Origin of the sequence: Couchioplanes caeruleus, from assembly GCF_003751945.1 — a bacterium.
GTDB lineage: Bacteria > Actinomycetota > Actinomycetes > Mycobacteriales > Micromonosporaceae > Actinoplanes > Actinoplanes caeruleus.
Genome location: NZ_RJKL01000001.1, coordinates 6,111,917 through 6,133,043, shown reverse-complemented (window position 1 = coordinate 6,133,043; position 21,127 = coordinate 6,111,917). Strand labels below are relative to the sequence as shown.

Below are 21,127 nucleotides of genomic sequence, written 5' to 3'. Positions count from 1 at the left end.
CGCCAGGCGGGCCCACTCCGGTCCAGGCCGCATCAGGTCGACGCCGCGCCCAGCCGGGCCCACGTCGAGGCCGGACCGGGTCGGGTCGGGTCGACACCACGCCGGGCCGTTGCCGCCGGGCTGGGTGGAGGCGCTGCGGCGCGGTGCCGTGCCGCGGGTGACCGCTGGAATCGCCCGCGTGCACAGCAGGTGCGGCCGGCGATCACCCCGTGGATGAAGTGTCAGTCAGCGGCCCTGTGGGGGCATCCGCAGCCCGGGTTCTCCGGGCGGCTGTCGCGGGCCTCGCGAGGTGCCGTTCATCGCGTTCATCCGCCGTTCGGGTGGCCGCCTCCCGTGGGCTGCGACGCCGGGGGCCACGATGGTGGGGGTGCGGCCGAGGACGAAAGCGGGGCGCCGTAGACGCTTCCTCCGCGGCCGCCGGAAGAGGGGCCGTTGGAGGAGGGACCGCCGGAGGGAGGACCGCTGGGGCCGCCGCTGGCGGGGCGGTTTCCGGGCTGTGCGCCTTGGGCAGGGCGGACCGGCGCGGCGCCTTCCGAGCGACCGGGCTGAGCCGCGCCGCCCAAGCTACCGGGCCGGCCCGCGCCACTCGGACGCCCGGTCGGGGCCGCACCACTGGGACGAACCGGCTGGGCCGCACCACTGGGACGAACCGGCTGGGCCGCACCACTCGGACGAACCGGGGCAGCACCGCCGGGCGGAACCGGCTGCGCGACGGCACTGGGACGACCTGGCTGGGCAGCGTTGCCGGGACCGCCGGCCTGACGGCCCGTCGGGCGGCTGGGCTGGCCGGCGTGGGGATGACCCGGTTGCCCGCCGTCGGGGTGGCCCGGTTGACCACCGCCCGGACGCGCCGGCTGGCCACTCGTAGGACGTGCGACCGGCTGGCCGCCACCCGCCGGCTGACCGACGCCACCGGCGCGGCCCTGCGGACCGCCACCCGGACGGCCCGGCTGAGCACCGCCCGGACGGCCCGGCTGAACAGCGCCGGGGCCACCCGGCTGGGCAGCGCCGGGACGACCCGACTGAGCACCGTTCGGGCGACCATGGATGGTGCCAGGGCGACCTTGCACGCCGCCGCCCGGCTGACCCGGCTGGGCTCCGCCGCTCGGGCGTCCCGCCGCGCCTCCGTAGACTCCGCCGGCCTTGGGGTGTTGTTTGGCGCCGTACACGCCAGGCGCCGATGCTGCCGCGCCCGCGCCCGCCGCGCCCGCGCCCGCCGCGCCCGCGCCCGCCGCGCCCGCGCCGTAGACGCCGGCCTTCGGCTTCGGGCCGCCGACGGTCAGGAGTTCCGTTTCCGCGTCCAGCGGGTCCGGGCCGGTGGGATCCGGGTTCTTCACCGCCAGTTCTGGCTGCGGCTTCTTGCGGGACCGCATGATGCCGAAGACGCCCGCGCCGACCAGGATGGCGCCCAGGACGCCGATGCCGCCGACGAGGTAGGTGATGTCGGAGAGGCTGAGGTCGGAGTACCAGCTCGGGCCTTCGCTCGACTTCGCGTCCTTGGCGCCCTTCGTGCTCGCCTGGGCGATCGTGGTGGCGGGCGTGTAGCGCAGGATGTAGTTGTCGGCTTCCTGGTCCTCTTGCTGACCGAAGTCCGAGACCGTGGCGAACGTCTTGCCGTCCGCGCTGTAGCTGATCGCCTCGCCGAACGGCTCGTTGGGCAGGCCCGTGCCTCTCGGCTTCTGCTTCAGCGCGGCGATCACGTCACCGTTGGTGACATCCCATTCGAAGGCGTCCAGGTACGTCCGGATGACCACCTTGTTGCCCCCGGGAGCGATCGCGGCGCCCGTGACCACGCTCTGTGCCAGACGGGCGAAGGACGTGCCCGGCGTGTCCGTACGCGGCAGCTCGACCTGGCCGACCTTCTTGAGCGGAACGCCCTCGGTGTTGTCCGTCTTGAGCGCCGACGCCGGCGTGTAAAGCTGGGCCGGGCCGGTGATCTCCTTGGTGATGATGATCGGCTTGCCGGCGCCGTCGAGGAGCAGGGCCTCCGCGTCGTGCCGGTCGCCCGCCGGGTACGCGAGGCGGTGGATCTTGGGCTTCTTGGAGCCGTCCGCCGGCATGCTCCAGACGCTGATCGTCTCGCGAGGCTCGGCCGACTTGGTGCGCACGTTGTTGTCGCCGGTGTCGGCGATCCACAGCGTCTTGCCGTCCGGCGACAGGATCAGGTCCTCGGTGTCGCGCGGGCCGTTGCCGCTGAAGGCGACCTGGTCGGCGATAGCGCAGTTCTTGTCCAGGAAGAAGACCTTCTGGCGCTGCGCGTCGGTGCTGTCGTTGATCACGACATAGCCGTCGTCCGTCGCCACGATGCCCGAGAGCTCGTTGAGGAGCGGATCGGTGACCTTGCACACCTTCTTGCCGGCCGCGGCCTTAGCCGAGGTGGCCGCGGGGGCCGGCTCGGCAGAGGCGGGCACTGCACCCACCATCACCAGCCCGGAGGCCATGAGGGCCGGGAACACGAGACGCCGCATCCGATCAGTGTCGCATGCGGCGTCTCCCACTGGCGTGACGCGTGGATCAAGCCTGGTCATACGGGGCGCCTGAGGCACGGAACGGATACTTCGGACAGCGTCGCCGCCCGCGAGAACCCGCTCGCGCTGTCAGGCCCGGAACTGCGCCAGCTCCGCCGCCAACTGCTCGTCGACGCGTACCCGGAGCTCGGTCCCCTCTTCCGTGTGCCGGGTGTCGAGAACCTGCCCCTTGCGGTGGATCCGCGCCACCAGATCGCCCCGGTCGTACGGCAGGAGCACCCGCAGGTCCACCGCCGGGCGCGGCAGCCGCTGGGCGATGGCCGCGTGCAGGTCGGCGATGCCCTGCCCCGAACGGGCCGAGACGAAGACCGCGTCGGGCCAGGCGCGCTTGAGGCGCAGCATCGTCTCCTCGTCGGCGGCGTCGGTCTTGTTGACCACCAGCAGCTCGGGAATCCGGTCGGCGCCGACCTCGCCCAGGACCTCGCGGACCGCCGTGACCTGACCCTCCGGGTCGGGGTGGGCGCCGTCGACCACGTGCACGACGAGGTCGGCGTACGAGACTTCCTCCAGCGTCGAGCGGAACGCCTCGACGATCTGGTGCGGCAGGTGGCGGACGAAGCCGACCGTGTCGGAGAGCGTGAAGACGCGCCCGTCCTCCGCCGCCGTGCGCCGGGTCGTCGGGTCGAGGGTCGCGAACAGTGCGTCCTCGACCAGGACACCCGCCGAGGTCAGGCGGTTGAGCAGGCTGGACTTGCCCGCGTTGGTGTAGCCGGCGATGGCCACGGCCGGCACGCCGCTGCTCGCGCGGCGGGAGCGCTTCGTCTGGCGTACGGTGCGCATGGCCTTGATCTCGCGCCGCAGCTTGGCGATGCGGTGGTTGATCCGGCGCCGGTCGGTCTCCAGCTTGGTCTCACCGGGGCCGCGCGTGCCCACGCCGCCACCGCCGGAGCCGCCGCCGGCACCGCCACCCTGCCGGGAGAGCGACTCACCCCAGCCTCGCAGCCGCGGGAGCAGGTATTGGAGCTGGGCCAGCTCGACCTGCGCCTTGCCTTCCTTGCTCTTCGCGTGCTGGGCGAAGATGTCGAGGATGAGCGCCGTACGGTCGACGACCTTGACCTTGGTCTGCTGCTCCAGGTTGCGCAACTGGGACGGGGAGAGCTCGCCGTCGCAGATGACGGTGTCGGCGCCCGTGGAGATGACCACGTCGCGCAGCTCCTCCACCTTGCCGCGGCCGATGAAGGTGGCCGAGTCGGGGCGGGAACGCCGTTGGATGAGGCCCTCGAGGACCTGCGAGCCGGCAGTCTCGGCCAGCGCGGCCAACTCGCTCAGCGAGTTCTCCGCGTCAGAGACGCTGCCCTCGGTCCAGACGCCGACCAGGACTACTCGCTCGAGCCGCAGTTGCCTGTACTCGACCTCGGTGATGTCCGTGAGCTCGGTGGAGAGGCCGGCGACCCGCCGCAGCGAGTGCCGCTCCTCCAGTTCCAGCTCACCGGTAGTGACGTCGGGTTCGGAAAGCTCAGTTCGCAAAAGTGACCTCCTCCGCCCGATCGTGGCACGCCGGGGGTACCGGGCGCATCCACATAACGCGGCGGGGCGTTGTCGCAGAGTGTATGACTCACCAGTAACCACCGCGATGTCCACCGGCATTCCCGGAGCGGGAGAATATGAACATTCACCCGCTGACGACGGAGGGACTTCCGTGGTGACCACCCGCCTGCCCAGTGCAGGATTCTCGATCACGATCCGGATCGCCGTGACCGCCGACGCCTCGTCCATCGGCCGGCTCACCACGTGTGTGGGTGAGGCGGGCGCCATCGTGACGGCGCTCGACGTGGTGGACTCCGACCCCGGCCGGGTCCTGGTCGACCTCACCTGCGACACCGCCGACTCGACCCACGCCGACCAGGTCGTCAAGAACCTCGAGGAGCAGGACGGCGTCGACGTCCGCAAGGTCTCCGACCGTACGTTCCTGCTGCATCTGGGCGGCAAGATCGAGGTGTCGTCGAAGGTCGCCCTGCGCAACCGTGACGAGCTGTCCCGGGCGTACACGCCGGGCGTGGCGCGGGTGTGCATGGCCATCGCGGAGAACCCCGCCGACGCGCGCCGGCTGACCATCAAGCGCAACACGGTCGCGGTGGTCAGCGACGGCTCGGCCGTGCTCGGACTGGGCAACATCGGCCCGGCCGCGGCGATGCCGGTGATGGAGGGCAAGGCCGCGCTCTTCAAGCGCTTCGGCGGAGTCGACGCCTGGCCCGTCGTGCTCGACACCCAGGACACCGACGAGATCGTCAACATCGTCCGGGCGATCGCTCCCGCGTACGGCGGCATCAACCTGGAGGACATCGCCGCGCCGCGCTGCTTCGAGATCGAGATGCGCCTGCGGGAGCTGCTGGACATCCCGGTCTTCCATGACGACCAGCACGGGACCGCGATCTGCGTGCTGGCCGCGCTGACGAACGCGCTACGGGTCGTGGGCAAGAACCTCGCGGACGTCAAGGTCGTCGTCTCCGGCGCGGGGGCCGCGGGAACGGCGATCATGAAGCTGCTGCTGCGCCAGGGCGTGGGCGACATCATCGCGTACGACCGCAGGGGCGCCCTGCACCGCGGCATGGCGGACATGACGCCGACCTGGCAGTGGCTCGCCGACAACACGAACCGCGACAACTACTCCGGCGACCTGCCCGGCGCGATCGCCGGAGCGGACGTCTTCATCGGTGTCAGCGCCCCCAACCTGCTGACCGGCGCCGACATCGCCAAGATGGCCGACAAGTCGATCGTCTTCGCGTTGGCCAACCCGGATCCCGAGGTGGACCCGCGCGAGGCCCGCCAGTACGCCGCCGTGGTGGCCACCGGCCGCTCCGACCAGCCCAACCAGATCAACAACGTGCTGGCGTTCCCCGGCGTGTTCCGCGGCATGCTCGACGTGAGCGCCGAGGAGTTCACCGAGGAGATGGCGCTGGCGGCGGCGATGGCCATCGCCAACGTCGTCGGCGACGACAAGATCAACCCGACCGTGATCATCCCCAGCGTCTTCGACTCTCGGGTGACGCCGGCGGTGGCGGCCGCCATCCGGGCGACGGTCAAGGGCACCCCGGCTCCGCACAACGCGGCCGCGGTTCCTCAGGCCGAGCTGGACCAGGCTCCCGACGAGGCGTTCTGAGCCCAGCCGGTGAGCTCCCCGGTGTGGTCGGTGATCAGGCCGGCCACACCGGCCCGGACCAGATCGGGCCAGAGCCTCAGGTCGTTGGCCGTCCACGGCATCACCGCCACCTGAGCCTCCGCGAGCGCCGCGACGGTCTCCGGGGAGCCGAGCACGGCGTTCATGGACGGGTTGCAGTGCACGACGCCCAGCTCCGCGGCGACCTCCACCTGCGCGGCGTCGAACCCGTCGCGGAGCAGGCCCCGGCGCACGTCGGGGGCGGCCTCGGCGACGAGGCGCACGATCGCCGGGTCGAAGCTCTGCACGACCGTACGGCCGAGCAGCCCCGCGTCGGCGACCTGCCCCATGATGATCTTCACCTGTTCCAGGGTGGCCGGCGGCTTGATCTCCAGCAGCAGCTCGACGCGGGGCGCCACCGCCGGGGTGACACCCGCGTCGTCCGCCGAGTCCGCGAGGACGGCGTGCGGGCGCAGCAGCGCCAACGCGTCGGTGAGCCGGGGCACACCGGTCCCCGCGTACGCCGGCGAGAACCAGGAACCGGCGTCCAGCCGGGCGATCTCGTCGAGGGTCAGCTCCCAGACCTTGCCGGTGCCGTCCGTGGTGCGGTCGACCGTGCGGTCGTGAATCACCACCGGCACGCCGTCGGCGGTGGTGCGGACGTCGAACTCGATGAACGTCGCCCCGGCGAGGACGCCCGCGGCGAGGGCGGGCAGGGTGTTCTCGGGGGCCACCGCCGAGTAGCCGCGGTGAGCCACCCGGTGCAGCGCCGCCAGATGCTCCGGCGCAGCCGTCCGATGCGGCGCCGCCAGATGCTCCGGTGCAGCCAGATGCTCCGGTGCAGCCAGATGCTCCGGTGCAGCCGTCCGATGCGGCGCCGTCATGGGACGAGGGCCGCCACGTCCACCTCGCCGGAGGCCACCAGCACCGCCGGCCCCGCCAGCCACCACCGGCCGTCGTCGGCGGCGGTCACGGTAAGCCGCCCGCCCGGCACGTCGACCGCCACCACGCCGGTCGTGCGTCCCGCGTCGCGCAGCGCGACCGCGCCGACGGCCAGGGCGCCGGATCCGCAGGACAGCGTCTCGCCGGAGCCGCGCTCGTGGACGCGCATGTGGACGTGCAGATCGGCACCGTCGACCGGCGCGCCGGGAGTGGTGAACTCGACGTTGACGCCGTCCGGGAACAGTGTGCCGTCGTGCCCGGGTGCCGTGGTCAGGTCCAGCGACGACAGATCCACACCGTCGTGCAGCGCGCTGACCAGATGCGGGTTGCCGCAGTCCACGGCCACCCCGGGCACGGTCAGCGGGCCCACGGTCGCGGTGCTGGCCGCGTACACCCGAGGGGTGCTCATGTGGACGGAGATGAGCGGGTCGCCGACGACCGCGTGCACGACGCCGGATCGCGTCGCGACCGGCAGGCCCGCGGGGCCTGCGGTCGCGAGCCCCCGGGCGACCAGATAGCGGGTGAAGACCCGGACCCCGTTGCCGCACATCTCGGCGGACGACCCGTCGGCGTTCCAGTAGTCCATGAACCATTCGGCGTCGGCCGCGTGGCTCGCGCCGTCCGGGTGCTTGGCGCTGCGCACGACCCGCAGGACGCCGTCCGCGCCGATGCCGCGGTGACGATCGCAGAGCGCCGCGACCAGTGACGCCGTCAGGTCGAGCGTCCCGTCGGGGTCGGGCAGGATGACGAAATCGTTGCCGGTGCCGTGGCCCTTGGTGAACAACACGCGGTCCATCATCTCGCAGCCGCTCCGCAGGCCGCCAACGCGTCCGCCGTGCACGAGGGCGACGCGCCGTCGAGCCAGGTGATCCGCGGGTCCCGGCGGAACCAGGAGCGCTGGCGCCGGACGAAACGGCGGGTGCCCTGCACGGTGTCCGCCTTGGCCGCCTCCTCGGTCAGTACGCCGTCGAGCTGCGCGAGGGCTTGCTGATATCCGAGCGCGCGACTCGCCGTGCGCCCCTCGCGGAGGCCCTCGCCGTCCAGCCGCCGCACCTCGTCCAGCAGCCCGCCGGCCCACATGAGCTCGACCCGCTCGGCGATCCGCCGGTCGAGCTCCTCGGTGCCACGGTCGACCCCGATCTGCACACTCTCGTAGTAGGGCGTCGGGTCCGGCAGGGCCGCGGTGAAGGGCGCGCCCGTCATCTCGATGACCTCCAGGGCCCGGACGATACGCCGCCCGTTGGACTCCAGGATCTTGGCGGCGGCCGCCGGGTCGGCCGCGCGCAGCCGCTCGTGCAGCCGCGCGGGGCCGGTCTCGGCGAGTTCCGCCTCGAGCCGTTCCCGAATGTCGGGATCCGTGCCGGGAAAAGCGAAGTCCTCCAGCACCGCCCGGACGTACAACCCCGAGCCGCCCACCACGATGGGTACGCGGCCCCGCGCCGCGATCTCCTCGACGGCCGCGCGGGCCGCCTCCTGGTACTCCGCGACGCTCGCCGGGAAGGTGACGTCCCAGATGTCGAGGACGTGGTGCGGCACGCCTTCCCGCTCCCCGGCTGGGAGTTTGGCCGTACCGACGTCCATGCCGCGATAGAGCTGCATCGAATCGGCGTTCACCACCTCGCCACCGAGGGCGTGGGCGAGGGCGAGGCTGAGCGCGGTCTTCCCGGCCGCCGTCGGCCCGACGACGGCGACAACTCCGGGGGGTGGGAGCAATGGCACGGAGTCACCGTAACGGGCTGGTCACGGTCATCCGCGGGCGCTTCCCCGGAACCGGGTTGGACCTGTGACAATGCGCGGTAAAGAATGCCGGTGGAAGAATGGCATTCGGCTGCGCTATGGCGGCGGTCGCGGGCAGCGAGGCTCGCCGACGCCGGGAGAACGAGGATGGGCTCATGAACGACTGGACGACCTTCGGGCGCGTGGATGCCGACGGCACCGTGTACGTGAAGACGGCCGAGGGCGACCGGGTGGTCGGCTCATGGCAGGCGGGCACGCCCGAGGAGGGCCTGGCCCACTTCGCCCGGCGGTTCGCGGACCTGGTCACCGAGGTCGACCTCGTCGAGGCCCGGCTGAAGTCCGGCGCGGCCGACGCGGCGCACTCCCTGACCAGCATCAAGCGGCTGCGCACCACCCTCGACGAGGCGCACGTGGTCGGCGACATCGACGGCCTGGCCGCCCGCCTGGACCGGCTCGCCGCCATCGCGGACGAGAAGGCCGGCGAGGCCAAGGCCGCCCGGGAGGTGGCCCGCACCGAGGCCCTGGCGCGCAAGACCGCCCTGGTCGAGGAGGCGGAGGCGATCGCCGCGGAGGCGACCGGCTGGAAGAGCGCGGGCGACCGGCTCAAGGAGATCCTCGACGAGTGGAAGACGATCCGCGGCGTCGACAAGAAGACCGACGGCGAGCTGTGGAAGCGCTTCGCCGCCGCCCGGGACGGCTTCACCCGCCGCCGCGGCGCGCACTTCGCCACCCTCGACGGCCAGCGCAAGCAGGCGCAGACCGCCAAGGAGGAGCTGGTCAAGGAGGCGGAGAGCCTCGCCGAGTCCAGCGAGTGGGGCCCGACCGCGGCCCGGCTCAAGGAGCTGATGAGCGAGTGGAAGGCGGCGCCGCGCGCCGCCAAGGAGGCCGAGCAGCGCCTCTGGGAACGCTTCCGCGCCGCCCAGGACGCGTTCTTCAGCCGCCGCAGCGAGGTCTTCTCGGCCCGCGACGCGGAGTACAAGGGCAACCTCGAGAAGAAGCAGGCCATCCTCGCCGAGCTCGAGGCGATCGACGTCGACGCGGACCCGCGCGCCGCGCAGAACAAGCTGCGTGACGCCCAGGCCGGCTGGCACGACGCGGGCCGCGTACCGCGCGAGTCGGCCGCTTCCCTCGACCGGCGCTGGCGCGCGGCCGAGGAGCGGATCCGGGTCGCGATGGACTCGGCGTGGCGCAAGACCACCCCGCAGGACAACCCTCTGCTGAGGCAGATGCGCGAGCAGGTGGCGGAGGCGGAGCAGCGGCTGGCCCGGGCCCAGGCCGCCGGCGACAGCCGTCGCATCAAGGAGGCCGAGCAGGCCCTCGCGTCGAAGAAGCAGTTCCTGGCCCTGGCCGAGCAGGCCAACTGATCCAGCGAACGTGACAGGTCCGGCCTCGCGTCTCGGCGCGGGCCGGATTTTTTTTCAGGCGTGAGCGAGGCTGAGCCGGCCCAGGGCCTTCGACTGCTTCGCCTCGTACATCGCCAGGTCGGCGCGGTTGATCAGGTCGTCGGTGGTGGCGAGCGGACCGGCGAAGGCGACGCCCACGCTGAGGCCGACCCGCACTTGCTCGCCGGCCACGTCGATGGGTTGGCGGACCACCTCGCGGATCCGCTCGCAGACCGCGTCGACGGCGGCGCGCGGGTCGTCGGCGTGGCAGACGACCACGAACTCGTCGCCCCCGAAGCGGCTCACCAGGTCGTTCTCGCGGACCGCGCCGCGCAGACGGGCGGCGACCGCGACGAGCAACGCGTCCCCCGCGGCGTGACCCAGGCGGTCGTTGACCGGTTTGAAGCCGTCCAGGTCGCAGAAGAGCACCGCCTGCCGTCCCGGAAAGGTGGCGAGCTCGGTGGTCAGGCGCTCCAGGCAGGCCGCCCGGTTCGGCAGGCCGGTCAACGTATCCACGGTGGCGAGCCGCAGCAGCTCCTGCTCGGCCCGGCGGCGCTGCGCCGACAGCCGGCCGACCCGCAGCATGACGAGCGGGACCAGCACGGCGGAGCCGACGGCGATCAGGACGCCGTCGACGGGCAGACCCAGCAGGGCCCGGCCGCCGCCGACGACCGGGATCAGGGCCATCATCAGCCCGAGGAAGATCAACCGGCCGGGCGTCAGGTCGTCCGCGGGCTCCGGCCCCGGCTCGCTGATCATCACGGCGGTCGGGTGCAGGGCGGCGGAACCCAGGCACACGTACGCGAGCAGGAACGGCACGTTCGTCCAGTCGGGCAGCGCATTGGTGACCGGGTCCGCGGCGTACACCGTGATGACGTTCGCGACCAGGCAGGTGGCGAGGCCCGCGACGAGCAGCCACACGGCGATGATGCGCCGTGACACCAGGGCGACCCGCAGCAGGGCGCCGAGGATGCCCATCATGACGAAGACGTCGATGAACAGGAAGACCTGCTCGGTCGGCGGCACGTTCGCGGCCTGGTGGAAGGGCAGGAAGACGACGTCCCACAGCAGCCCGCCGAGCGCCAGCAAGGTGATCGCCGCGTCGATCACCCCGCCGAGGTCACGCCGGCCGCGGCGCAGGACGATCAGGACCGCGTCGCCGAGCAGGAAGAGGTAACCGAGGGCGTAGAGCCCGGCCGAGGCCACGTCGTAGCGGACCGGTGTCGACGCGAGATAGGTGGACCAGGCCCAGGCCAGGTTGGCCGCGTTGAGGCAGCCGACCGCGGTCAGCAGCAGCCACCACGGCTGCCGCGTTCCCACCGGGCTACGGCGCAGCCCGACCGCGACCGCCGGGATCGCCGCGAAACTCGCCAGCAGGAACGGCAGCCACCGCAGATCCGCCGGGAACGCGCAGTACGCCGCGATGAGGCCGAACGAGGCCACGGCATACCCACGGGACGTCACGAGAGGTCCCATCGGTCGCACGCGTGCGGAGTTGAGGTTCCCTAGAGGGAGCAGCCGCCGCTCGGCGCGGGCAGGGGCGCCGGGACGCCGATGGTCGGCAGTCCCAGCGACACGCCGGGCAGGCGCGGGGTGCGGCCGGCCTCGTACGCGTCACCCGCCCGGGTGCGCCGGTGGCTCAGCGGGTCACCGTCGGCGTTGAGGTGGTGCGGCGCCGCATAGGTGACCACCGTCTCGATCACGTCGCCGGGACGCGGGGCGGTGCCGCCGGTGGCGAAATGCACCAGCCGCCCGTCGCGGGCCCGGCCGCTCATCCGGCCCGTACGCTCGTCCTTACGGCCCTCGCCGACGGCGACCAGGACCTCGACCTTCTCCCCCACCAGCCGCTTGTTCTCGGCCCAGGTGATGTCCTCGAGCGTGGCGATCAGCCGCTCGTAGCGCTCCTGGACGACCTGCTTCGACAACTGCTCTTCCATCGTCGCGGCGGGCGTGCCCGGGCGCTTCGAATACTGGAACGTGAAGGCACTGGAGAACCGGGCCTGCCGGACCACCTCGAGGGTCTGCGCGAAGTCGTCCTCGGTCTCGCCCGGGAAGCCGACGATGATGTCGGTCGTGATCGCGGCGTCCGGCATCGCGGCCCGGACCTTGTCGATGATGCCGAGGAACTTCTCCGAGCGGTAACTGCGGCGCATCGCCTTGAGCACCCGGTCCGAGCCGGACTGCAACGGCATGTGCAGCGAGTGGCAGACGTTCGGGGTCTCGGCCATCGCCGCGATCACGTCGTCGGTGAAGTCCTTCGGGTGCGGGCTGGTGAACCGGACCCGCTCCAGGCCCTCGATCTCGCCGCAGGCGCGCAGCAGCTTGCCGAACGCGAGGCGGTCGCCGAACTCCACACCGTACGAGTTGACGTTCTGGCCGAGCAGGGTGACCTCGAGGACGCCCTCGCGGGCCAGCGCCTCGACCTCGGCCAGGATCTCGCCCGGCCGGCGGTCCTTCTCCTTGCCGCGCAGCGACGGCACGATGCAGAAGGTGCAGGTGTTGTTGCAGCCGACCGAGATCGACACCCAGCCGGCGTACGTCGACTCGCGCTTGGTGGGCAGGGTCGAGGGGAACACCTCGAGCGACTCGAGGATCTCGACCTCGGCCTCCTGGTTGTGCCGGGCGCGCTCGAGCAGCGCCGGCAGCGAACCGATGTTGTGCGTGCCGAAGACCACGTCGACCCAGGGCGCGCGCTTGACGATGTCGCCGCGGTCCTTCTGGGCCAGGCAGCCGCCGACGGCGATCTGCATGCCGGGGTGCTTGAGCTTCGTGGGGCGCAGGTGGCCGAGGTTGCCGTAGAGCCGGTTGTCCGCGTTCTCGCGGACCGCACAGGTGTTGAAGACCACGACGTCCGCCGCGTCCGCGTCGGCGGCGCGGACGTAGCCCGCGTCCTCCATCAGGCCGGAGATGCGCTCGCTGTCGTGCACGTTCATCTGGCAGCCGTACGTACGCACGTCGTAGGTGCGGGGCCCGGCGCTCTGCGGAGTCTCAGTCATGGCAATTGACCAGGGTAGTCCCCCGCGGCCCCGGGGCCCTACGCGGCCGCGGGGTGGTCTTGGCGCCTTATGCGGCCCGCGCGGTGATCCCGGTGCCTTATGCGGCCCGCGCGGTGATCCCGGCGCCTCATGCGGCCGCGGGGCGTTCGGGTGACGGCCGGGGCTTCCACAGGGAGCGCGAGCAACCGGGGCCGGCGGCGCACGCCGGGTCGGCGCCGGTGCAGGGGCGCACGTGGCGGCGCTCCGTACCGTCATCGGTCTCGGTCTCGTCGACATGCACCGCCCGCAGCGTCCCGTCGGGCTCGGCCAGCACGTAGCGGGTGGGGTTGAGGGTGTCGTCCGGCAGCAGCAGGTCGGCGCCGAGCCGGACCGCGACGGCGCTGGCGATCGTCGCCTCCGGGAGATCGCCGGGCGCGAGGTAGCAATCGATCATCGTCGGGAAGTCGCCGCCGACGTGCCAGACGTCACACAGCACCGCGCCTTCGGCCGGGGCGTCCAGGGTTGCCACCGGTCGCTGCAAGGCGCCCGATACGGCATGTCGGACATGCTGGGCCTCCAGGGATGCCCGAACGCACCAATTCCAGAGGCCATCTGCCCCATCGGCATCTCCCATACCGCTCATCGTGGACAACCTTTCGACGCATTTGCCCCCGGTGTTACTGCTCCGTGACCATTCTCGGCGTGATCCGATACCCCCGCCCCCCTAGAGTGGCCCCATCCGAGTGAACCCAACGACGGGACGGTGGTCAGACGGTGACGACGAGTGAGCCTCTCATCGTCCTCGAGCACGTCAACAAGTACTTCGGCCCGTTGCACGTCCTGCAGGATGTCAGCCTCTCCGTGGACCGCGGCGAGGTGGTCGTCGTGATCGGACCATCGGGGTCGGGCAAGTCGACGCTGTGCCGTGCGATCAACCGCCTCGAGCCGATCAACTCCGGCACGATCACCTTCGACGGCAAGGAGTTGCCGGCCGAGGGCAAGGCCCTGGCGCGGCTGCGCAGCGAGGTCGGCATGGTCTTCCAGTCCTTCAACCTCTTCGCGCACAAGACGATCCTCGAGAACGTCATGCTGGGTCCGATCAAGGTCCGGAAAGAGAAGCCCACGGCCGTCCGCGACCGCGCGATGAAGCTGCTGGACCGCGTCGGCATCGCGAGCCAGGCGGAGAAGTACCCTGCTCAGCTCTCCGGCGGACAACAGCAGCGTGTCGCGATCGCGCGGGCCCTGGCCATGCAGCCCAAGGCCCTACTCTTCGACGAGCCGACGAGCGCCCTCGACCCCGAGATGGTCGGCGAGGTCCTCGACGTCATGACGTCGCTCGCCAAGGAGGGCATGACCATGGTCGTGGTGACCCACGAGATGGGCTTCGCCCGGCACGCCGCCGACCGTGTCGTCTTCATGGCCGACGGTCAGCTCGTCGAGCAGTCCACTCCGGCCGACTTCTTCGAGAACCCGAAGAGTGATCGCGCCAAGGACTTCCTCTCTAAGATCCTGACCCACTGACACGTCCATCGAGGACATCATTTGTTGTGTGTTTCCAGTAGGAGGAACGTGACGATGCGCATCACCCGATTGACGGCCGTGGCCGGGGCCTTCGCCCTGGCGATGGCCGCGGCAGCGTGCGGCGGGAGCGACGACAGCGGTTCGGGTAAGGCCAGCGGCATCGTGGGCAAGGCGAGCAGCGACAAGAAGCTCGTCGTCGGCGTCAAGGCGGACCAGCCCGGTCTCGGCCTGCAGACCGGTGGCACCTACACCGGCTTCGACGTCGAGATCGCGAAGATCATCGCCAAGGGCCTCGGCGTCCCGGAAACCGGCATCGAGTACAAGACCACGGTGTCGTCGAACCGCGAGCCGTTCATCCAGCAGGGCCAGGTCGACATCGTCGTGGCGACCTACACGATCACCGACGAGCGCAAGAAGGCCGTCAACTTCGGCGGGCCGTACTACGTGGCCGGTCAGGACCTGCTCGTGCCCACCGCCTCGACGATCACCGGTCCCGAGGCGCTGAAGGGCAAGAAGGTCTGTTCCGTCTCCGGCTCCACGCCGGCCAAGCGGATCCAGACCGAGTACAAGGACGCCCAGCTCCAGCAGTTCGACTCGTACTCGAAGTGCGTGCAGGCGCTGTCCGACGGTTCCGTGGACGCGGTCACCACCGACGACATCATCCTCGCCGGGTACGCCGCCCAGGAGCAGTACACCGGCAAGTTCAAGGTGGTCGGCAAGAAGTTCAGCGACGAGCCGTACGGCATCGGCCTGAAGAAGACCGACAAAGAGGGCTGCGAGAAGATCAACGAGATCTTGAAGGCCGCGGCGACCGACGGCTCGTACAAGGCCGCCTGGGACAGCACGCTCGGCAAGAGCGGCCAGGCCGCGCCCCAGCTCGACGTCACCAAGCTGACCAACTGCAGCTAAGCAACCGCGACGCGGGCGGGGCCGGTGTGACTGCCGGCCCCGCCCGCCGTTCCGGGCCGATCCGCCCGCTCCACCCGGCGCCCTCCGCGGCGCCTGATCTTTTCTTCGGCGTCGCCTCCGCGCGGAGCCTGCTGCACCTCGGCGCCGCCTCCGGGCGGAGCCTGTTGTTCTCCGGCGCCGCTGTGAGGCGGAGCCTGTTGTCCCTCGGCGTCGCTGCCCGGCGCCTGTTCTGTTCCTTCGGCGTCGCGAGGAAGCGAGGGTGATGGACGTCTTCTCCGATCCCACCAACATCGACACGTACCTCACCGGGTTCCTCTGGATCCTGAAACTCACCGCGGCCGCGACCGTCTGCTCCGTGGTGCTCGGCCTGGTGCTGGCCGCGATGCGGGTCTCGCCGGTCCCGGTGCTGCGCGGCGTCGGTACGGCCTGGGTCAACATCTTCCGGAACACGCCGCTGACGTTGATCGTCTTCTTCTGTTACTTCGGTCTGTACTCGGCGCTGCGCGTGTCGCTGTCCGACGACCTCATCCTCAACAACTACTGGCTCGGTGTCGTCGGCCTCTCCGTCTACACCGCGGCGTTCGTGTGCGAGGCGATCCGCTCCGGCATCAACACGGTGCCGGCCGGACAGGCCGAGGCCGCCCGCGCCATCGGCATGTCGTTCTTCCAGACCCTGCGGATCGTCATCCTGCCGCAGGCGGGGCGGGCCGTGATCGCCCCGCTGGGCAGCATCTTCATCGCGCTGGCGAAGAACTCCACGATCGTCGGCACGATCGGCCTCATGGAGTCGTCGAGCGCCATGAAGGACCTGATCAACGCGAACGGCGACGCGGTCATCCCGATCTTCCTCGTGTTCGCCGGCACCTTCGCCGCTGTCCTCATCCCCACCGGCTACCTCTTCGGCTGGCTGGCCAACCGACTGGCGGTGAAGCGGTGAGCAGCAACACCGACGCTGTCCTCTACGACCACCCGGGGCCGCGGGCGAAGGCCCGCAACATCGTGCTCACCGCCGTCTTCGGTGTCGCCCTCGCGGCGGCGCTGTGGTGGATCTACCGCAAGTTCGACGAGAAGAACCAGTGGGACGGCGCGCTGTGGCGCCCCTTCCTCGAGGCCTCCACCTGGACCGACTACATCCTGCCGGGCCTGTGGTCGACGATCAGCGCGGCCGCGGTCGCCATGGTGCTGTCGCTCGTCTTCGGCCTGGTCTTCTCCGTGGGGCGGCTCTCGGACCACTGGTGGCTGCGGATTCCGGCCGGTGCGGTGGTGGAGTTCTTCCGCGCCGTACCGCTGCTGCTCATGATCTTCTTCATCTTCTACGGCATCCCCTTCATCACCGAGGAGCCGATGCCGCCGTTCTGGGCGGTCGTCGCCGGTCTCACCCTCTACAACGGCTCCGTGCTGGCGGAGGCGTTCCGCGCCGGCATCCACGCCGTGCCACGCGGCCAGAGTGAGGCCGCGTACGCGATCGGCATGCGCAAGCACCAGGTGATGGCCGACATCCTGATCCCGCAGGCGGCACGCGCGATGCTGCCGGTGATCGTGAGCCAGCTCGTCGTCCTGGTGAAGGACACGGCGCTCGGCTACATCATCGGCTACACCGAGCTGCTGCAGAACGGCGTCAACACGCTCGGCGCCAACTTCGGCAACATCGTGGCCGCGGCCATCGTCGCGGCGGTGCTGTACATCCTGCTGAACGCGACGCTGACGTTCTTCGCCGGGGTGCTGGAGCGCCGGACCCGGCGCACCGGCAAGGCACCCCGCGTCGTCGCCGCCGGCGACGCTGCGGGCGCCAGCGCGCCCGCGGCCACCGTCGGTGGCGTGGGCGAGCCTCAGGGTTGAGCGTCTCCACTCACGCAGAATGAAGGGTTCGGGGATCCGTTCAGGAGCCGCCAGGCTCCTGGATCCCCGGACCCGGCCTCGGCGTGAGCGACGGTCCGCACCCACCACCCGGCCACGACATCCAGATCTTGATCTTTATCGGGCCAGTTCCGTGACGCGCGACTCGCGGACGACCGTGACCCGAATCTGGCCGGGGTAGGTCAATTCCTCCTCGATCTGCTTGGCCACGTCCCGGGCCAGCACCGCGGCGGCGATGTCGTCCACGTCCTCCGGGCGGACCATCACGCGGATCTCGCGGCCCGCCTGCATGGCGAAGACTTTGTCCACGCCCGTCTTGCCGCCGGCGATCTCCTCGATGCGCTCCAGGCGCTTGACGTACGCCTCCAGGCTTTCCCGGCGCGCACCCGGGCGACCGCCGGAGCAGGCGTCCGCGGCCTGGGTGAGCACGGCCTCGACGGTCTGCGGCGGCACCTCGTTGTGGTGCGCCTCGATCGCGTGGACGACGTCCTCGGACTCGCCGTACTTGCGGGCCAGATCCGCGCCGATCAGCGCGTGGCTGCCCTCGACCTCGTGGGTGAGCGCCTTGCCGATGTCGTGCAGGAAGGCGGACCGCTTCATCGTCGGCACGTCCAGGCCCAGCTCGGCGGCCATGATCCCGGCGATGTGGGCGGTCTCCACGAGATGCTTGAGCACGTTCTGCCCGTAGCTGGTGCGGTAGCGCAACCGGCCCAGCAGCGTCGCCAGCTCCGGATGGATGTCGGTGATGCCGACGTCCACCAGGGCCTCCTCGGCGGCGCGCTCGCAGAGGCGGTCCACGTCGTTCTTCGCGCTCTCGAAGACTTCCTCGATGCGGTGCGGGTGGATGCGGCCGTCGAGCACCAGCTTCTCCAGCGTCAGCCGGCCGACCTCGCGGCGGACCGGGTCGAAGCAGGAGAGCAGGACCGCCTCGGGGGTGTCGTCGATGATCAGGTTGACGCCGGTGGTCGACTCGAACGCCCGGATGTTGCGGCCCTCGCGGCCGATGATGCGGCCCTTCATCTCGTCGCTCGGCAGGTGCAACACGCTGACGACGCTCTCCGCGGTCTGCTCGCTGGCGATGCGCTGGATCGCGTCCACGACGATGTGCCGGGCTCGGGTGTCGGCGGTGCGCTTCGCATCCGTCTCGATGTCGCGGACGAGGATTGCGGCCTCCCGCTTGGCCTGCCCCTCGATGTTCTCGACGAGTTCGGCCCGGGCCTGCTCGGCGGTCAGGCTCGCGATCCGCTCCAGCTCACGGCGGCGCTGCTCCTCGACGCCGGCGATCGCGGCCTCCCGCTCACCGAGCGCGGCCTCCCGGGCGGTCAGATCGGTGTCCATCGTGGCCAGGCGCCGCTCCCGCTCCACCAGCCGCTCGACCTCCTCGGCGTGCAGACGCTCGCGCTCGTCAATCCGGGCGGCCCGCCGCTCGACCTCGGCGGCGTGCTCCTTGGCCGTGGTGTTGAGCAGCGCCACCTCGCGCTCGCCGCTGCGCCGGGCGGCCGTGCGGACCTGCTCGGCGTCGGATTCGGCCTGGCGGTGCGCGTGCTCGAGAATCGTGTCGGCCTCCGCGTGCGCCGACTCCAGAACCCGCCGGGCCTCGGCCCGGGCGGCGGTTGCCTCGGCCTTGGCGGCGGCGACCTCCGCGCGTACGGACGCGGCTTTCGCGTTCGCGTCGTCGACCTTGGCCTTGGCGTGCTGGAGGGTGCGCTCGCGGCTCTCCTGGTCGGCGGAGCGGCTGTCCTGGAGGCGGCGCAGGGCACGGGCGCCGAAGATCAGGCCGGTTATGACCGCGGAGGCGAGGATGATGACCGCCACCATGAGCACCCATACCAGGGCCGTCATCTCGTCGAATCTCCCTTCGGCGCCGCAGGGGTCTGCGGCTTGGTTCTCTGTGTTGCCGTTGCTCGGGTACGTCTCGCTATTCTCCGGGGTGCGCCTCGGTCGGCGGCGGGGGCGTCTCGCTTGGTGACGTGGAGCGGCTCGCTTTCTTTGCGGTGCGCTTGTTGGGCTTCCTGCGTTCTCGCGTTGCGCCTGGTCGGCCCGTGCTTTCTCTCCAACCTGCCGGGCTTCCTGCTTCTTGCGTTGCGCCTGCGGGCTTCGCGCTGGCCTGTTGCGCCTGCGGGCTTCGTGCGTCAGGGATGCGCGACCGGAGGCTGTTGATCGCAGGGGGCATCGGCCTATCGGCTGCCGGCGCCGCTTGGCGTCGCCCGTGGGGCTGCCAGGGTCGCCCGTCGTCGATCCCGGTGACCTCATCGGCTGCCCGCTTGGCGCCTCGGGCGGTGGCTCCGGCAGGTGCCCGCGTGGCATGCGGCCTCTACCTCTTGCCGCTCGCGTGCCGGCCGAATGGCTCGCGGGGCCTGCGGCGCAGGCTGCTTGCGAGCTTGTGGGGCTGGCAAGCGGCTCGCGTGGCTTGCGGCTTGCGGCTTGCGGGCTGCTCGCAGGCTGCGGGCTGCTCGCGGTTTGCGGGGTCGTGGACGGCGGGCTGCCGGTGGTGCGGCGTCCGGGCAGCGCCGGGCGCCGGGTGTCCGGCTCACCGGTGCCGTCCGGGGGACCTCGCCGGTCCGTGTGGGGCCAACCGTTCGCCGGCGTTCCGGAGCCCTCGGTTTGCGCCGATGGCCCGTCGTGCCGACCTGTGCCGATGATGTCGCCGACGTGCCGGTCGCGGCGAGGGTCTCGCCGCGGTGCCGGTTCGCCGCCAGTCTGGTCGTAGCCGATAAGGCTCACCGCCGGCCGGCGGGTGGGCACGCCGACGACGGTGATGCCCGCCGGACGAGCCGCCCGCCGATGGGTGCGGTCCGCCGCGGCGAGGTGCCGCCGAGCGGCCGGTTCCCCCGGGACGTCCGCCACGGCGATGGCGTCGCCGAGCTCATCCCGGAGAGCGGTCCGCTGCGGCGAGAACGTCGCCGGGCGTTCCTTCCCCGGCTGAGAAGCGCCCCCCGACGATGGACTCGCCGGGAACGCCACCCTGCCGGGAGTGGTGCGCTGACAGCGATGGCGTCGCCGGGCGCTCCGTCCCAAGACCGGAAGTGATGCCGAAAAGTAATGCGATCTATGTTGTGCGCTTAGCCTGCGATGGTCGTACAAACCTTGTGTAACGCGAGGCTAGGTCGCGAGAGCCGGTTCGGTCAAGGACTCATGATTCGGCCGTGGACGGGACGTTCCGCACAGGCCCACACCCGCCCAGGTCACGCACGGTTGCCCTCCACGGCGTGGCCGGACGGCTACCGCACCGCGGCCGTCGCACCACGGCCGTCGCACCACGGCCGTCATATCACCGCCGTCACCCCACGGCCGTCACCCACGGCCGTCACATCACGGCCGCGCACCACGGCAGTCGCACTGCAGTCGTCGCAGCCGTGCAGTCGCCCGGCCGCAGCCGAGCGAGCGGGCTCAGGATGAGTCAGGCGTAGCGGGCCCAGATGTCGCGCATCGGCTCCCACTTCTCGCCCGTACCTTCCTTCCAGTACGCGAGCAGGTACGCCGCCACGGGAGTGGACGCGTCGTCCCACCAGATTCCGGCCACGGTGCGGTTCGCGACCTTGTATGCGTACTCGACGTAGTTGCCGTTGGACCGCCCCGACGGGGTGGCCCGCTCGCCGGCCGGGCCGACGCCCGGGGTGAGCGTGCGGGCGTCGACGTTCTGCCCGAGCGTCGCGACCCGGGCCTTGTCCCGGTCGGCGCTGCTGGCGTACTCGACGAAGATCACACTCATCGCATCCATCTCGCAGCGGACGCGCGCCTTCTCGCCCTTGTTCAGCGTCGGGCCTCTGTTCTCGCCGCTGCGGGAACAGCCGGAGAGATGCGGGAGCCAGCCCTGCGCGACGGGGGCCAGCGCGCCGGCGAACTTCGGCTGATTGATCGCCACCTGGTTCTGCTCGTAGACCCCCTGAGCGCTGGGGGTCGGGGTGGGGGCGGAGGCAGCGGTTCCGGTGGGCTGAGGTTGGGGGGCGGTCGTGCGGCCGACGAACCAGCCGCCCGTACCGAAGATCAGCAAACCGGCGGCAAGGCCGGCGAGGGCCGGGACGACGAAGCGGCTCCGGGGTTGTTTCGGGGTGGGCACGATGCGAGGGCCGCTGCCATAGCCGGGGCTCGCTTCGAAGCCGAAGCGGTCCTGGGCGGGTATGGCCGGGCTGGCCGCCGGGTAAGGAGTGGCGGACGCGGGTGCTGCCGGGCTTCCAG

Annotated in this window: 16 protein-coding genes; 6 read left to right on the top strand and 10 right to left on the bottom strand. The window is 71.2% G+C overall.

Annotated elements, in window-relative coordinates:
* Window positions 1-305: 305 nt before the first annotated feature.
* Together EDD30_RS39960 and hflX are read right to left on the bottom strand one after the other, a co-directional pair.
* The gene (locus EDD30_RS39960) at window positions 306-2,468 is read right to left on the bottom strand and encodes a hypothetical protein (protein WP_211277976.1); all 2,163 of its coding nucleotides are present in this window, start codon (window positions 2,466-2,468) and stop codon (window positions 306-308) included.
* Between the two features lie 129 nt (window positions 2,469-2,597).
* A complete protein-coding gene (gene hflX, locus EDD30_RS27485) occupies window positions 2,598-3,995 on the bottom strand; it encodes a GTPase HflX (RefSeq protein WP_211277975.1) in 1,398 nt (465 codons plus the stop codon).
* 172 nt (window positions 3,996-4,167) lie between these two features.
* Here hflX and EDD30_RS27480 point away from each other — a divergent pair, with 172 nt between their 5' ends.
* Window positions 4,168-5,628 carry an NAD-dependent malic enzyme gene (locus tag EDD30_RS27480; RefSeq protein WP_071808572.1) on the top strand — a complete coding sequence of 487 codons (1,461 nt, stop codon included), beginning with the start codon at window positions 4,168-4,170 and terminating at the stop codon, window positions 5,626-5,628.
* Here the strand turns inward: EDD30_RS27480 and EDD30_RS27475 are convergent.
* Genes EDD30_RS27475 through miaA form a run of 3 tightly spaced genes read right to left on the bottom strand, consistent with a single transcriptional unit; the run spans window position 5,589 to window position 8,286 of the window.
* Window positions 5,589-6,509 (bottom strand): glycerophosphodiester phosphodiesterase, encoded by a 921-nt coding sequence (locus EDD30_RS27475; RefSeq protein ID WP_084557269.1) that lies wholly within the window; start codon window positions 6,507-6,509, stop codon window positions 5,589-5,591. The genes EDD30_RS27480 and EDD30_RS27475 overlap by 40 nt on opposite strands.
* Window positions 6,506-7,354: a diaminopimelate epimerase gene (gene dapF / locus EDD30_RS27470; RefSeq protein ID WP_071808595.1), complete on the bottom strand. Its 849-nt coding sequence runs from the start codon at window positions 7,352-7,354 to the stop codon at window positions 6,506-6,508. The genes EDD30_RS27475 and dapF overlap by 4 nt, the downstream gene beginning before the upstream one ends.
* 8 nt (window positions 7,355-7,362) lie before the next feature.
* The gene (gene miaA / locus EDD30_RS27465) at window positions 7,363-8,286 is read right to left on the bottom strand and encodes a tRNA (adenosine(37)-N6)-dimethylallyltransferase MiaA (RefSeq protein WP_071808571.1); all 924 of its coding nucleotides are present in this window, start codon (window positions 8,284-8,286) and stop codon (window positions 7,363-7,365) included.
* A 173-nt stretch (window positions 8,287-8,459) separates the two neighbouring features.
* Here miaA and EDD30_RS27460 point away from each other — a divergent pair, with 173 nt between their 5' ends.
* On the top strand, window positions 8,460-9,668 hold the full coding sequence (locus tag EDD30_RS27460; protein ID WP_071808594.1) for a DUF349 domain-containing protein: 1,209 nt from the start codon (window positions 8,460-8,462) through the stop codon (window positions 9,666-9,668).
* Between the two features lie 54 nt (window positions 9,669-9,722).
* Here the strand turns inward: EDD30_RS27460 and EDD30_RS27455 are convergent, their stop codons facing one another.
* The 3 genes from EDD30_RS27455 to EDD30_RS27445 all read right to left on the bottom strand — a co-directional run bounded on the left by EDD30_RS27455 (window position 9,723) and on the right by EDD30_RS27445 (window position 13,190).
* The gene (locus EDD30_RS27455; RefSeq protein ID WP_170047620.1) at window positions 9,723-11,150 is read right to left on the bottom strand and encodes a GGDEF domain-containing protein; all 1,428 of its coding nucleotides are present in this window, start codon (window positions 11,148-11,150) and stop codon (window positions 9,723-9,725) included.
* Window positions 11,151-11,191: 41 nt separating this feature from the next.
* Window positions 11,192-12,682, bottom strand: coding sequence for a tRNA (N6-isopentenyl adenosine(37)-C2)-methylthiotransferase MiaB (gene miaB / locus EDD30_RS27450; RefSeq protein ID WP_071808569.1), 1,491 nt, complete (start codon window positions 12,680-12,682; stop codon window positions 11,192-11,194).
* Window positions 12,683-12,809: 127 nt separating this feature from the next.
* Window positions 12,810-13,190, bottom strand: coding sequence for a hypothetical protein (locus tag EDD30_RS27445; protein ID WP_244945417.1), 381 nt, complete (start codon window positions 13,188-13,190; stop codon window positions 12,810-12,812).
* A 245-nt stretch (window positions 13,191-13,435) separates the two neighbouring features.
* Between EDD30_RS27445 and EDD30_RS27440 the strand changes: the two genes are divergently transcribed.
* The 4 genes from EDD30_RS27440 to EDD30_RS27420 all read left to right on the top strand — a co-directional run bounded on the left by EDD30_RS27440 (window position 13,436) and on the right by EDD30_RS27420 (window position 16,930).
* Complete coding sequence (locus EDD30_RS27440) at window positions 13,436-14,182, top strand: amino acid ABC transporter ATP-binding protein (protein ID WP_071808567.1); 747 nt, start codon at window positions 13,436-13,438, stop codon at window positions 14,180-14,182.
* 54 nt (window positions 14,183-14,236) lie between these two features.
* On the top strand, window positions 14,237-15,091 hold the full coding sequence (locus EDD30_RS27435) for a glutamate ABC transporter substrate-binding protein (RefSeq protein ID WP_071808566.1): 855 nt from the start codon (window positions 14,237-14,239) through the stop codon (window positions 15,089-15,091).
* A gap of 262 nt (window positions 15,092-15,353) precedes the next feature.
* Window positions 15,354-16,028: an amino acid ABC transporter permease gene (locus EDD30_RS27425; RefSeq protein ID WP_071808564.1), complete on the top strand. Its 675-nt coding sequence runs from the start codon at window positions 15,354-15,356 to the stop codon at window positions 16,026-16,028.
* Window positions 16,025-16,930 (top strand): amino acid ABC transporter permease, encoded by a 906-nt coding sequence (locus tag EDD30_RS27420; RefSeq protein ID WP_071808563.1) that lies wholly within the window; start codon window positions 16,025-16,027, stop codon window positions 16,928-16,930. The genes EDD30_RS27425 and EDD30_RS27420 overlap by 4 nt, the downstream gene beginning before the upstream one ends.
* Before the next feature lie 135 nt (window positions 16,931-17,065).
* On the opposite strand, the gene rny is transcribed toward EDD30_RS27420, so the two are convergent.
* Entirely contained in the window at window positions 17,066-18,790 is a 1,725-nt protein-coding gene (rny, locus tag EDD30_RS27415) for a ribonuclease Y (RefSeq protein WP_071808562.1), read from the bottom strand.
* Window positions 18,791-20,348: 1,558 nt separating this feature from the next.
* A complete protein-coding gene (locus tag EDD30_RS27410) occupies window positions 20,349-21,008 on the bottom strand; it encodes a hypothetical protein (RefSeq protein ID WP_071803743.1) in 660 nt (219 codons plus the stop codon).
* Window positions 21,009-21,127 lie beyond the last annotated feature (119 nt).